The following is a 13,039-nucleotide window of genomic DNA, read 5'->3' as shown; positions in this document are numbered from 1 at the left end:
AATAAGCCAACGATTCCAAAAATAGGAAAAGGGAACCCACGTGAAACGCCTCCTAGCCTCGTCGCTTGCTGTTGCGCTGTTTGCCGCTGCCGGCGCTGTCGGCGCACAGACGCTGAACATCGCCTTTGCCGATCCGCTGTCGTCGCTCGATCCGCAGTTGAACAACCATGCCGGCGACCGCTCCGTCGACGTGCATTTCTGGGATCTGCTCGTCGAGAACAAGTGGAACAAGCTGCAGCCCGGCCTGGCGCTGTCGTGGAAGACGCTGGACCCGAAGACGTGGGAATTCAAGCTGCGCCCGAACGTGAAATGGCACGACGGCCAGCCCTTCACGGCGGACGACGTCATCTTCTCGTACCAGCGCGCGCGCAGCGTGCCGGGCAGCGTAGCAACGTTCGCGGGCTATCTGCGCACGGTGGAATCGGTCACGGCCAAGGACCCGCTCACGCTCATTATCAAGACGAACATCCCGAACCCCGATCTGCCGCTGAACCTCGCGTCCGTGCACATCGTCAGCAAGCACGTTGGCGACAAGTCGTCGACTGAGGACTACAACGCCGGCCGCGCGGTGGTGGGCACCGGCCCCTACAAGTTTGTCTCGTACGTGCCGGGCGATCGCGTGGTGATGGCGCGCAACGACAATTATTGGGGCGGCAAGCAGCTCTGGGAGAAGGTCAACTACCGCTACATCAACAACGCTGCCGCACGCACAGCCAACCTGCTCTCGGGCGAAGTGGATGTCATCGACAAGGTGTCGGTGTCTGACCTAGCGCGCCTGCGCCAGTCACCCAACGTAAAGGTCTTCGCCTACCCCGGCCTGCGCGTCATGCTGCTGCAGCCGAGCTTCCGCAAAGGCGAGAACCAGTACATCACCGGCAACGACGGCAAGCCGCTGCCGAACAACCCGCTGCTGGATGTGCGCGTGCGCCGCGCGCTGTCGCTGGCGATCGACCGCAAGGCAATCGTCGACCGCATCCTGCAAGGCGCCGCCACCGTCGCCAACCAGTGGATGCCGTCAGACACGTACGGCTACAACCCCGATGTGAAGGACATCGCCTACGACCCCGCGCAAGCCAAGAAGCTGCTGGCCGACGCGGGCTTTCCGCAGGGCTTCAACCTGGTGATGCACGTGCCGAATGACCGCTACCCGCAAGGCCCCGAGACGGCGCAAGCGGTGGCACAGTTCTGGACCCGCATTGGCGTGAAGGCACGCGTGGAGGTGGTGCCCTGGTCGGTCTACTCCGGCCGCGCCAACAAGAATGAATATGCGATGAGCATGCTGGCATGGGGCAACGGCACGGGCGAGGCGAGCTACGCGCTGGTCAACGTGCTGGCCACGGTCGACATTAAGAAGGGCCTGGGTGCGTCCAACTGGGGCCACTACAGCAATGCGCCTGTCGACAACGCGCTGAACGCCTCCACTGAAGAATTCAACGTCGAAAAGCGCGCGGCCATCCTGCGCCACTCGGTCAAGCTGGTGTCGGATGACGTGGGCGTGATGCCGCTGTACCACTACCAGAACGTGTGGGCCGCCAAGAAGGGCCTGAAGGTGACGCCGATGACGAGCGATCGCACGGCTGCCCAAATGGTCACCAAGGACGGCAAGTAAGCGCCATGGGAACGTTCGCGCTCGGCGTCACGCCAGCAGATGACCTGATCGATGTATCGCGCAGCATTGTCGTGACGGGGCTTGCGCCCGGCGCACAGGTCGGCATCGTGGCGCAAACGCGTCGCGGCAATGGCGTGCTGTGGCACAGCCGCGCCGCGTTTGTTGCCGATGCGCAAGGCACCGTCGACCTCACGCGCGATGCGCCCGTCGCGGGCGACTACACCGGCGTCAGCGCGATGGGCATCGTCTGGAGCCAGCGCCCGGAAGACGGCAAGGCGCGCGAGGTCTTTCCGCTGCCCGCGACAGAGCCGCTGACGACCACGCTCACGGCCACGGCCAACGGCGAGTCCGTCCATGCGAGCTTCGTCCAACGGCTGGCCGCGCCGGGTGTGACGCGCCACGATGTGCGTGCACCGGAGAATGAGGACGGCCTGGTCGGCACGCTGTACCTGCCCGACCCATATGCGCACCCGGGCCCGCGCCCGGCCGTGCTGATCCTCAATGGCTCGGGCGGCGGCATCAACGAGCCACGCGCGGCGCTGTATGCCTCGCACGGGTACGCGGCATTCGCGCTGGCGTACTTCAAGGCACCGGGGCTGTCGGACTACATCTCGAACACGCCGCTGGAATACTTCGAGCGCGCGCTAGCCTGGCTGCGCAAGCGCGTGGAACCGCTGCACGACTTCGTTGCCGTGAGCGGCCAGTCGCGCGGAGGGGAACTGGCCTTGCTGCTGGGCGCGACGTTTCCGGAAGCGGTGTCTGCGGTCATCGGCTACGTGCCGGGCGCCGTCGTGCACAGCGGGCAGAATGCCGCCGACCCGGCCGTCGGCCGCGAAGGCCCCACGTGGCTGTATCGCGGGCAGCCGCTGCCGCATCTGTGGGAAGGCAACCGCACCGCGACCTGGGTGCCGTTTGACGAGGGCCCCGCGCCGCATCGGCATGAACGCGCCATCCGCACGGCGCTGCAAGATGCCGATGCGGTGGCGCGCGCGCGTATCCGCATCGAACGCACACGCGGGCCGGTGCTGCTGCTCTCCGCCACGGATGACGGCTCCTGGCCCTCAAGCGATTACTCGCGCATGGTCACCGCCAAGCTGGCCGAGGTGCGCCACCCCTACCCCGTCCAGCACTTCGACTACGAAGGCGCCGGCCACGCCATCGTCTTCCCGTACGTGCCAACCACGCAGCTCGTTTATGCGCACCCGGTGTCGGGCCGCATCAGCACCGGCGGCGGCGAGCCACGCGCCAACGCCCGTGCCGATGCCCAGTCGTGGGCAGCGGTGCGGCGCTTTCTCGCCAGCGCGGTGGCTGCGCGCGGCGCCTCCGTACCCGATTCCCGGAGCCTTTCATCAATGGACTTCACGCCCACACAAGACGTGGTCGACCAGGTTGCTGACCTGGGCGACAGCAGCCCCACGCATGCGCTGCGCCACGCCCGCGAAAAAGTCGCAACGGCCACGCAAGGCAGTTACGAAGCACTGTTCGACGCGACCCTGCCCGGCCTCACGCTCGGCGAACGCCTGCTCGTGGCGCTGTACGCCTGCCGCCTGACAGCCGCGCCGGAACTGGCCGAGCACTACCGCGCGCGCCTCGCGACCACGCCGGTCGACGCAACTGCGCTGCAAGCCGTGGACCACGGCGACATAGACTCGCTGACCGACGCGCGCCTGCACGCCATCCTCACCTTTACGCGCACGCTCGTCGAGCGCCCCATCGAGGGCGACCGCGACGCGCTGTTGCGATTGCCGGCAGCGGGCCTTGCCACGGCCGACGTCGTGACGCTCGCGCAGCTCATTGCCTTCCTGTCGTATCAGACGCGGCTTGTAGCCGGCCTGCGCGCGATGGACGAAGCTGCCGGTAGCGGCAGCGCCACCGCATCCACGGAGACCGCAGCATGACCGAGATCATCCGCGCCCACGGCTTCACCAACGAATCGCTGGAGTGGCAATCGTGGCTCGATGTGGTCGACCTCGACCGCGCCACGCCCGAGCAGATCGCCGTGCTGGAAGAAAGCCACCCGAAGGCAAAGACGTCGGATTACTACCGCTTTCTCGTTCACCAGCCCGAGATCTTGCGTCAGCGCTCGGCGGCGTTCAACGCGATCATGTATGCGCCGGGCGGCCTGTCGCGTGCAGAACGCGAACTCGCGAGCGCCGTGGTGTCGCGCGTGAACGGCTGCGTGTATTGCGCATCTGTCCACGCGCAACGCTTTGAGCAGCTTGCCAAGCGCAACGATGTCATCAAGCAGGTCTTTGAAGATCCGCACATCGCAGGCACGAATGCGCGAGAGCGTGCCATCGTGCTGTTCTCGATCGACCTGACGCTGCGCCCTGGCGATGTGCGTGGCGAAGACCTGAAGCCACTCAAGGACGCTGGCCTGACGGACGCGGAGATCCTCGACCTGATACACGCCGTGGCTATCTTTGCATGGGCGAATCGCCTGATGTTGAACCTGGGCGAACCCGTATTTCCGGACGCAGCCTGAGCGGGGCGGCATCGCTCAAAAGAAAAAGCCGCAGGCGCAAACCTGCGGCTTTTTCTTTGCAGACAGACTAGCGCACGCCGTCCGTCGTCGGTACACACATGCCTTCGGTATAGGAATCGAATTTTCCGGCCCTTGCGCCGTCCGCATAGACGTCGAACTTCGTGGCCAGTCCGCCATCGGTGTAAGGACTGCGCGCCTCCGTGGAGGCGCTGCCATCCGTGTACACATCCCGTGTTGTGGCGCTCGCATGCGTCACGGTTGCACCTAACGCCGCGACAATTGCCGTGACGACGACCCACAGTCTCTTGTCCATTTCACACCTCCTTTCCTGCAGGATGGGTTTCCTGCAACCAACTGATCAAAATAAGCATGCTTACGACGCGGGTCTCACGTTCTGGTTGACGCGGAACAGGTTGCCGGGATCGTATCTGGCCTTGATCGCTGCCAACCTGGCGTAGTTGTCGCGGTAGGTGGCCTGCACCCGCTCCTGCCCCTCGTCCATCATGAAATTCACATAGGCCCCACCTGCCGAATAGGGATGCAGTGCGTCCCAGTACCCCTTGCACCAATCGGTGATGCGCTCGCGCTGGCCAGGGTCGGGGTCAACGCCCACGATGACGGCCGCCCATTTCGAATCGCGGTAGGCGAACGGCGTTTCCTTGCGCCCCATGCGATGCACGGCAGCGTCGATCGGATACAGGTGCATCGTGGAATGCATGGTCGGCAGTTTCGAACCATGTTCCACATGCAGTGCAATGGCCTCTTCCGGCAGGTCGTTGACGAAGTCGGCCCGCCAATACCACTGCAGGCCGGGTGGGTATAACGCATCAAAGGCGGTTTGCAACATCGGATAGGGCATGGCCCCTACGCCGTACAGCGCGGGCTGTTGCGCTCGAACTGGCGCGAATGCCGCTTCCGCCGCTGCAGGGTCGCCCGTGTAGCACCACACAACGCCGCACATCTTCTGCAGATGCAGCGCGGGCGGGAACGGTGGTGCTGGCGGCACCGTAAGAAAAGCGAAGAAGCCGTTGAGTTCGGGCGGTGCCTTCGGCAGGAAGTCGCGATACCAGCGCAGAACGTCGGCGGCTTTATCAAGCGGCCACAGCGTGGGACCCGCAACCACGTTGCTCACCGCATGCAGGCGGAACTCGAATGAGGTTACGACACCGAAGTTGCCGCCGCCGCCACGCACCGCCCAAAACAGATCGTCATTGGCATGCGCATTGGCAGTGACGAAGCTGCCGTCGGCCAGCACGATATCGACCGACAGCAGATTGTCGATCGTCAGGCCAAAGCGCCGTGCCAGATGACCGATCCCTCCCCCCAGGGTTAGCCCACCAACCCCGGTGGTGCTGATGATGCCTGCCGGCGTTGCGAGACCGAATGCGTGCGTCGCATGATCGACGTCTCCCCATGTGCAGCCGCCTTCAGCGCGCACCGTGTGGGCGACAGGATCGATACGAATGCCGCGCAGACGGGCCAGATCGATCACCAAACCGTCGTCACACACGCCCAGACCGCCGCCATTGTGAGCGCCACCGCGCACGGCCAGCAGCAAGCCGTTGTTGCGCGCGAAGTTGACTGACGCAATCACGTCGGCTACGTCTGAACACTGCGCGATGAAGCGCGGCCGCTTGTCGATCATCGCGTTGTAGACACGGCGTGCCGCGTCGTAATGCGGATCGTCCGGTTCGACGAGCGCCCCCCGCAATTGCGCACGGAAGGCCTGCACCGTAGTGTCTTCGAGCATGTTGATCTCCTAGGCAAGCGTGACCGGACCGATCTGGCTGTGTCCGCAGAGCGGAAAATCAGGCGCGGGGAATGGTGATGGAAGTCTAGAAGTGGGACTTCGTCCGTTCCATCCGCTGCCTTGATCATTTTTGTGTGGTGGTCGGTCTGCCCCGGGATAGTCAATACTGACTATTTGTTTTGCCCCATCTTCGGCCTTCAATAAAACGCAATGGCGGCATGGCCCGTCGATGCGTCAGGAGGGAAGACAAATGCCGCTGTTTCTCATCGAACGCCAGTTTGCGGAGCAATTGGAGATCGGCGCCGCAAGCGTTGCGAACATCCAGCACATCAATGCAGATGTTGGTGTGAACTGGGTCTTCTCTTTCCTCTCGGCCGACCGCAAGAAAACCTATTGTCTTTACGAAGCCCCAAGCGCGGATGCCATCCGACAGGCGGCACACCTGGCAAGCCTGCCTGCTGACGTCGTGATCGAGGTGACCCAAGTGCGTCCGGAGAGCTTCGTGTGACGCTCTGCAACCATGCATTGCGCTCGCTGCCACCGATTGTGCCGACCCGACGCGAGGTTTTGCGACGGCTGCGGCATGCCGCTACCGGCTGAATCTGCAGCGCTAAGCGACAGCACCCGCAACACCGCCAGTGCGCCAGCGATGGCGCACTTCGTTGGCCGCGAGCGTGAGCTTGAGGTACTGGGCCGCCTGCTGGCGCGAGCGCAAGACGGCAGGGGCGGCATCGCGGCGTTGGCGGGGGAACCCGGCATCGGCAAAACGAGCACCGCCGAAATTGTTGCCCAACAGGCCGAGCAACACGGCATGCAAGTGCTCTGGGGCCGCTGTAACGAGGAGCCCGGCGCACCACCCTACTGGCCTTGGCAACAACTGGTGCGGAGCTGGATTGCCTCGCACGACGAAGACAGCGTCCACCAAGCATTGGCCTGCGGGGTAGCTCCGCTCGCGGAAATCGTGCCCGACCTTGCCGATCGGCTGCCCGATCCGGTGCGTGATCGCGCAGTTGCCACGCCAGGTACCGAAGTCGCGCAGGCGCGCTTCCGGCTGTTCGACGCCGTAAACACCTTCTGGCAGCGCGCGGCACAACAACATCCGCTGCTGCTCATCCTCGACAACCTGCACTGGGCCGACGCGTCGTCCCTGCGCCTGCTCGAATTTCTTGCCCCCGACCTGTGCAGCAATCGCATTCTGCTCCTCGTGACGTACCGTGATGTCGAGCTATCGAGACAGCACCCGCTGTCGGCCACGCTGGGCGAACTGGCGCGCCAACCACGCTTCGAACGGTTGCGCCTGAGGGGGCTGACCCATGCGGAAACAGCGCACATGATGGAACTGGCTGGTGATACGACCGTCGCCCCCGCACTGGTCGATGCGGTCCATTCGCAAACGGAAGGCAACCCCTTGTTCGTGGGTGAAATGACCCGTCTGCTGGCGCAGGAAAATTCGTCCGCCAGCACGGGCTACGTACTGCGCATTCCGGAGGGCATCAAGGAGGTCATCGGGCGCCGCTTGAGTCGCCTGTCCACGAACGCGAATAAGGTGCTTACCGCAGCGGCGGTCATCGGCCGCGCATTCGAATTCCGTCTGCTGACCGCGCTGGCCGGCGATGTCGACGAAGAGATCTGCAGCGCAGCCATCGACGAAGCGCTGCAGGCTCGTGTAGTCGAGGCCTTGCGCGACCCCGGCCACTATCACTTTGCCCACGCATTGTTTCGCGAGACCCTCTACGACGAGATTCCCATCCCCCGGCGCAGCCGGCTCCATCTGAAGCTGGCGCGTGCCATCGAGATGATCCACGGCGACGACCCCGAGCCGCATCTGCCTGCGCTGGCCTATCACCACTGGGCCGCCCTGCCCGGAGGGGACGCCGCACTCGCGGTGGATTACGCGCAACGTGCGGCACGGCGTGCCGACCGCCAGCTCGCGCACGAAGAATCGGCACGCTACTGTCAGATGGCACTGCAGGCCATGGACGCTGGCAGTGGCCTGGCGCGCGAGACACGCTGCGGCCTGCTCAATGCGCTAGGTGCCGCGCACAGCCATGCCGGTGATTGGCTCCAGGCCATGCAGACGTTCAAGGAGGCGGCTCGCTTGAGCGCGGAGTACGGCAACGCAAGGGAACTTGCTCACGCCGCGCTTGGCTTCGAAACCGCGAGTTGGGCGCCAGGACTGCCCGGCGGCCCCGCAGCCGAACTCCTGCGCGAGGCCCTCGCAGCCCAGGGCAGCGATGAGCCCGTGATGAGCGCCCGCCTGTTGAGCGCCCTGGCGCGCGCTCTCATCTTCAGCGGCGAGGAGGCACAAGCAAACCGGGTGCATGAGCAGGCCATCGCAGTGGCACGCCGGGCCGGAGACCCCGCAACACTGGCCGACACGCTGGTTGCGACGGTGTCGCTGCGATGGCAGCAGGAGCACATTGTCGAGCGCATCGCCGCCTCGGATGAAGCCTACGAACTGGCCCGGCAGGCCGGCGACCGTACGCTGATGTGTGCAACACGTGCGTGGCGCTTCTTCGATGACTTTGAACTCGGCGACATGGCAGCCTGGCGAGCAAATCTTGAGGAATACGAGCGCGGTGGAGAGACGCTGCGCCAGCCCTTCATCCATTACACCGCCAGCATGTCGCGCGCCATGCATGCGCTGTTCGAAGGGCGCTTTGCCGATGCAGAGCGCTTGATCCCCAACGCTTACGAGATCGCGCGGCGCATGCCCGGCATGGATGCCGCCGGCGTCTACGGTGTCCAGATGTTCATGCTGCGCCGCGAACAGGGCCGGCTGCACGAGGTGGCGCCTCTGGTCGAGCATTTCGTTGAGCACACCAGCGCGATGAACATCTGGCAGCCGGGCATCGCCTTGATGCACGCAGAGCTTGGTCAGTTGGAGGCAGCACGCAAGACGTTTGACACGCTGGCCAACGCCGACTTCCTCACGATCGCGCGCGATGGTGTCTGGGTAGCCAATCTCACGTATCTGGCCATCGTGTGTCATGCGCTTGGCGACGCCGCCAGGGCGGCGACGCTGTACCAACTACTCGCCCCGTTCAGTAGGCGCAACCTGGTGTTCGGCACCGCGATCGCCTCATTCGGCGCAGCCGACGCAATCCTGGGCGCATTGGCCACAACGATGGGCAACTGGCAGCAAGCGCAGCAACACTTTCAGGCCGCCCTGGAGATGAACGAACGCCAAGGTGCAAGGCCGGCCCTCGCGCGCACGCGGCTGGACTTTGCGCAGATGCTCTTACGCCGCGGCGAGCCGAGCGATCTCGATCGCGCCGATGCCTTGTTGAGCGCCGCAGAAGACGAAGCGGCAACGCTCGGGATGGCCAGCTTGCTGGCGCGCATCGAGTCCGCCAGAGCGTCGGTCAAGACTGCTCCGGTCGAGCACTATCCTGCGGGGTTGAGCCGACGCGAGGCCCAGGTGCTCCGCCTGGTTGCGCAGGGCAAGGGCAACCGCCAGATTGCCCTTGAGCTGTTCGTCAGCCCCAACACTGTCGCAAACCACGTCAGCAGCATCCTGAGCAAGACACACAGCGCCAATCGGGCGGAGGCGGCAGCGTTTGCCATCCGCCATGCGCTGCTGTGAGTCCAACACCGCTGCAGAAGATTGTCAGACGATGGGCAACTGCCTCACCGGTTTGCCCGTCAACTGCGCCACGGCGTGGGCTACTGCCGGCGCAATCGGCGGCACACCCACCTCGCCCATACCGCTGGGTTCTGCCGTGCTCGGCACGATGTGCGTTTCAATGACGGGCGCCTCGGCCATCTTGAGCGCCGGGTAGTCCGGGAAGTTCGACTGCACGACCTGGCCGTCCTTGATGTCGATCCGGCCATATAGCGCCGCCGTCAGTCCAAAGATGACCGCGCTTTCCATCTGCTGTGCAACGATGCCCGGGTTGACCACCGTGCCGCAATCGACCGCGCAGACGACGCGATGCACGCGCGGCTTGCCGTCCTTCATCGACACCTCGACCACCTGCGCGACCACGGAGCCGAAGCTCGGATGCAGCGCAATGCCGCGCGCGCGCGGGGCACCGTCGGCCGCCGGGGCGAGCGGTTGCCCCCAGCCGGCTGCCTGTGCGACTGTATCCAGCACCTTCAGCTCACGCGGATGGGCCTTCAGCAAATCACGCCGCATCGCCAGCGGGTCAAGCTTGGCAGCGGCCGCCACGTCGTTGAGAAAGCCCTCCATGAAGAACCCGTTATACGAGTGGCCAACGCTGCGCCAGAACCCCACGGGAATCGGCAGATCGACTGCCAGGTGCGCGACGTGCTCGTGCTCGATTTCGTACGGCAAGTCGAACAAGCCTTCAGCGGTGTAGCGGTCGATACCCGCCGACGGCGCACCGAAGAGACGATCAAGCTCGCCCGCCAGAATCGATTGGCCGGCGCTGCGCGACGCGATCGCTGTGACCTTGCCGTTCTCGACACGCGCCTTGAGCCGGGCGATGGCTTGCGGGCGATAGAAGTCGTGGCGAACGTCCTCTTCGCGCGACCAGATGACCTGCACGGGCTTGCCATCGGTCTTGGTGGCGATGGTGACGGCTTGGCCGATGAAATCCGATTCCAACCGCCGCCCGAAGCCGCCGCCGATGAGCGGGATGTCGATATGCACCTTGTCGCCGCTCACACCTGCCGCTCGTGCCGCCACCAGTTGCGCCAGCGTGGCGACCTGCGTGGGCGCCCAGAGATGCACGCCGTCCTGCGTGACTTGCGCGGTGCAGTTGATCGGCTCCATCGTGGTATGCGCAAGATACGGCGCGGTGTATTCGGCCTCGACGAGGGTGGCTCCATCGGCCTTGTCGAAGGCTTTCAGGCCATCGCCCATGGATCGATACGTGAAGCCACCCTTGTCGCTGTCGAGCGCGCTGACGAGCTGCTGCCGAATGCCTGCCGAATCGAGCTTGGCATGCGGGCCGTTGTCCCACACGGGCTCGATCGTTGCCAGCGCCTGACGCGCCTGCCAGTAATGATCAGCCACCACCGCCACGCCGGGTGCGCCGCCGGCAGTGCCCTCAAACGGCACCACGTAACGCACGCCCGGCATGCCAAGCGCCGCTTTCGATTGAAACGTCTTGAGCTTGCCGCCAAACACGGGGCACATCACGACGGCGGCATACAGCATGCCGGGCAGGCGCGTGTCGATGGAGAAGCGCGCGCTGCCATCCGTCTTCGCAGCAAGATCGTTGCGCGGCGCCGGCTTGCCGATCAACTGGTATTGCGAAGCCGGCTTGAGCGTGACGTTGGACGGCGCCGAAATACCACGCGCCGACTTGGCCATCTCGCCAAACGTGGATTGCTTGCCGCCGGGGCCAATCAACTGGCCGTCGCGGATGCTGACCTCCGCGGCCGACACGTTCCATTCGCGCGCTGCGGCTTGCACCAGTGCTGCACGCGCTGTGGCGGCAGCCTCGCGCACGGGCTGCCAGCCATCGGCGGTGCTGCTGCTACCGCCGGTAATGATGAGACCGATCTCGCGCGCACTCTTGGCCATGATCCAGTGCAGTGCGCGGGCCCAGGTCTTGTCGGCGCTATCAGGATGCAGCGGCAGCGAGCTGTCGCCCATGGCGACGACGTTGCCGTAGATGCGCTCCACGGGCGAGCTTTCGATGCTCACGCGCGAGAGCGGAATGTCCAGCTCTTCCGCCGCCAGCATCGACAGCGCGGTGTGGATGCCCTGCCCCATCTCCACACGCGGCATGGCGAGCACGACGTTGCCTTCGGGCGTGATCTTGATCCAGCCGTTCAGCGCAATCTCACCGTTGTGTTCGGGGAAGATGCTCGCGTCGCCCACGCGGCTGCGCGGTGGCATCACGCCCCAACCCACCACCAGTGCGCCTCCAATGCCAAGCGCGCCGAGCAGGAAACGGCGGCGTCCGCTACGCGGTTTCGTTGATTTCGCGTTCATGCGCGGCCCTCCCGCAACGCCTTGGCGGCGCGCTTGATGGCAGCGCGCATGCGCGGATACGTGCCGCAGCGGCAGATGTTGGTCATGGCTGCATCGATGTCGGCATCGCTCGGATCGGGGTGTTGGGCCAGCAAGTCCGCCGCGGCCATCAGCATGCCGGATTGGCAGTAACCGCACTGGGGCACCTGTTCGTCTATCCAGGCTTGTTGCAGTGCGTGGCGTTTGCCCTCGCCGCCGGCAAGTCCCTCGATGGTGGTGATGTGCTTGCCGGCCACAGCCGCCACAGGCAGCACGCAGGACCGCACGGCCGCGCCGTCCACGTGCACCGTGCATGCGCCGCACGCCGCAATGCCGCAGCCGAACTTCGTACCGGTCAGATTCAAATGATCACGCAGCACCCACAGCAGGGGCGTGGCCGGGTCGCAATCAACGCTGACCGGTTTGTGGTTGACGTCCAAATCCATGGGGCGGTGGTCTCCTTGGCTCTTGTGATTTTTTTGCTAGCCAAGCGTACGTTCAAACGGCTGATGTCAGCAATAGTGGTCCACCTCGACATGGCAACCGCCCGGAATGCAAAAAGGCCCGAGCACTTGCGCGCTCGGGCCTTGGATTCCTGGCGGAGAGAGGGGGATTCGAACCCCCGATAGGTTATTAACCTATACACGCTTTCCAGGCGTGCGACTTAAACCGCTCATCCATCTCTCCGAAGCCCGCGATTGTAGCACACCGTACGGGCTCGCCAAGGTCCGCTCAAACAAAAGGCCCGGTCTCCCGACAAGGCCTTTTGTACCCCACCGCCGACACGTCTTGCGCGGTCGGCATCCCCTCGCGTAACTCAATGCAGCGTGGCTTGCGTCTCGCTCGTCAGCAGGGTCTGCGTAATCTGATCGCGAATCGACTGCGCTTTCAGCAGCAGGCGCAGGGCAATATCGGCACCGCGGCTATTGGCTACGTGCTCGATAAACGCCGTGCGTGCGCGCTCATTCAATGTGGCAACGTGCGCGGCTTCTGACCACACCCGCCACGCGGCGGGCTGACCGGCAAACTGCTCGCGGCGGCGGAGCAGGTCCGAGTCGATGGCAGCGGCAATTTCGACGTCTTGAATGGTGCGATTCATGATGGCCCCCTTGCTGTCTGTGCTGTTGTTGCGCTCTTCGTGTGGCGCCCTGTGCCGGGCGCGCAGCCTGAATACGCAACGTCCATGCCAACACCACTGAGCCGGTCAATGCGCGCTTTTTGCATGCACGCATTGTCGTTTTGATCTGTTTGAAACACCCTGTTGATGCG

At 64.6% G+C, this 13,039-nt stretch carries 10 protein-coding genes and 1 tRNA gene; 5 read left to right on the top strand and 6 right to left on the bottom strand.

The genetic code is table 11. The annotated features are described in order from the left end of the window. Positions 1-40: 40 nt before the first annotated feature. Genes DOD19_RS05355 through DOD19_RS05345 form a run of 3 tightly spaced genes read left to right on the top strand, consistent with a single transcriptional unit; the run spans position 41 to position 4,094 of the window. On the top strand, positions 41-1,609 hold the full coding sequence (locus tag DOD19_RS05355) for an ABC transporter substrate-binding protein (RefSeq protein ID WP_112184445.1): 1,569 nt from the start codon (positions 41-43) through the stop codon (positions 1,607-1,609). Between the two features lie 5 nt (positions 1,610-1,614). After that, complete coding sequence (locus DOD19_RS05350) at positions 1,615-3,507, top strand: acyl-CoA thioester hydrolase/BAAT C-terminal domain-containing protein (RefSeq protein ID WP_112184443.1); 1,893 nt, start codon at positions 1,615-1,617, stop codon at positions 3,505-3,507. Continuing rightward, positions 3,504-4,094, top strand: coding sequence for a peroxidase-related enzyme (locus DOD19_RS05345; RefSeq protein ID WP_024975399.1), 591 nt, complete (start codon positions 3,504-3,506; stop codon positions 4,092-4,094). The genes DOD19_RS05350 and DOD19_RS05345 overlap by 4 nt, the downstream gene beginning before the upstream one ends. Positions 4,095-4,161: 67 nt before the next feature. On the opposite strand, the gene DOD19_RS05340 is transcribed toward DOD19_RS05345, so the two are convergent. Continuing rightward, entirely contained in the window at positions 4,162-4,407 is a 246-nt protein-coding gene (locus tag DOD19_RS05340) for a hypothetical protein (RefSeq protein WP_112184441.1), read from the bottom strand. Between the two features lie 60 nt (positions 4,408-4,467). Next, entirely contained in the window at positions 4,468-5,844 is a 1,377-nt protein-coding gene (locus tag DOD19_RS05335) for an FAD-binding oxidoreductase (protein WP_112184439.1), read from the bottom strand. 250 nt (positions 5,845-6,094) lie between these two features. Here DOD19_RS05335 and DOD19_RS05330 point away from each other — a divergent pair, with 250 nt between their 5' ends. Continuing rightward, positions 6,095-6,352, top strand: coding sequence for a DUF4242 domain-containing protein (locus DOD19_RS05330; RefSeq protein WP_024975397.1), 258 nt, complete (start codon positions 6,095-6,097; stop codon positions 6,350-6,352). Between the two features lie 75 nt (positions 6,353-6,427). After that, positions 6,428-9,430, top strand: coding sequence for an AAA family ATPase (locus tag DOD19_RS05325; protein ID WP_162634348.1), 3,003 nt, complete (start codon positions 6,428-6,430; stop codon positions 9,428-9,430). Positions 9,431-9,454: 24 nt separating this feature from the next. Here DOD19_RS05325 and DOD19_RS05320 read toward each other — a convergent pair whose 3' ends face one another. The 4 genes from DOD19_RS05320 to DOD19_RS05305 form a co-directional block, all read right to left on the bottom strand. Further along, positions 9,455-11,752 (bottom strand): xanthine dehydrogenase family protein molybdopterin-binding subunit, encoded by a 2,298-nt coding sequence (locus DOD19_RS05320; RefSeq protein WP_112184435.1) that lies wholly within the window; start codon positions 11,750-11,752, stop codon positions 9,455-9,457. Next, a complete protein-coding gene (locus DOD19_RS05315) occupies positions 11,749-12,216 on the bottom strand; it encodes a (2Fe-2S)-binding protein (RefSeq protein WP_024975394.1) in 468 nt (155 codons plus the stop codon). Before DOD19_RS05315 ends, DOD19_RS05320 begins: the two co-directional genes overlap by 4 nt. Before the next feature lie 150 nt (positions 12,217-12,366). Then, positions 12,367-12,457, bottom strand: a tRNA-Ser gene (locus tag DOD19_RS05310). Between the two features lie 130 nt (positions 12,458-12,587). Beyond that, positions 12,588-12,869: a hypothetical protein gene (locus DOD19_RS05305; RefSeq protein ID WP_024975393.1), complete on the bottom strand. Its 282-nt coding sequence runs from the start codon at positions 12,867-12,869 to the stop codon at positions 12,588-12,590. Positions 12,870-13,039: the final 170 nt, after the last annotated feature.

The organism is Ralstonia sp. GX3-BWBA, from assembly GCF_003290055.1.
Lineage (GTDB): Bacteria > Pseudomonadota > Gammaproteobacteria > Burkholderiales > Burkholderiaceae > Ralstonia > Ralstonia holmesii.
Note: the sequence above shows the minus strand (reverse complement) of the source record. Positions and strands in the feature narration are given on the sequence as shown.

What these genes read in the sequence shown, in the direction of transcription:
- DOD19_RS05350 (WP_112184443.1), top strand. Translation starts at nt 1,615, where the DNA reads ATGGGAACGTTCGCGCTCGGCGTCACGCCAGCAGATGACCTGATCGAT.
- DOD19_RS05345 (WP_024975399.1), top strand. Translation starts at nt 3,504, where the DNA reads ATGACCGAGATCATCCGCGCCCACGGCTTCACCAACGAATCGCTGGAG.
- DOD19_RS05340 (WP_112184441.1), bottom strand. Translation starts at nt 4,407, where the DNA reads ATGGACAAGAGACTGTGGGTCGTCGTCACGGCAATTGTCGCGGCGTTA.
- DOD19_RS05335 (WP_112184439.1), bottom strand. Translation starts at nt 5,844, where the DNA reads ATGCTCGAAGACACTACGGTGCAGGCCTTCCGTGCGCAATTGCGGGGG.
- DOD19_RS05330 (WP_024975397.1), top strand. Translation starts at nt 6,095, where the DNA reads ATGCCGCTGTTTCTCATCGAACGCCAGTTTGCGGAGCAATTGGAGATC.
- DOD19_RS05325 (WP_162634348.1), top strand. Translation starts at nt 6,428, where the DNA reads ATGCCGCTACCGGCTGAATCTGCAGCGCTAAGCGACAGCACCCGCAAC.
- DOD19_RS05320 (WP_112184435.1), bottom strand. Translation starts at nt 11,752, where the DNA reads ATGAACGCGAAATCAACGAAACCGCGTAGCGGACGCCGCCGTTTCCTG.
- DOD19_RS05315 (WP_024975394.1), bottom strand. Translation starts at nt 12,216, where the DNA reads ATGGATTTGGACGTCAACCACAAACCGGTCAGCGTTGATTGCGACCCG.
- DOD19_RS05305 (WP_024975393.1), bottom strand. Translation starts at nt 12,869, where the DNA reads ATGAATCGCACCATTCAAGACGTCGAAATTGCCGCTGCCATCGACTCG.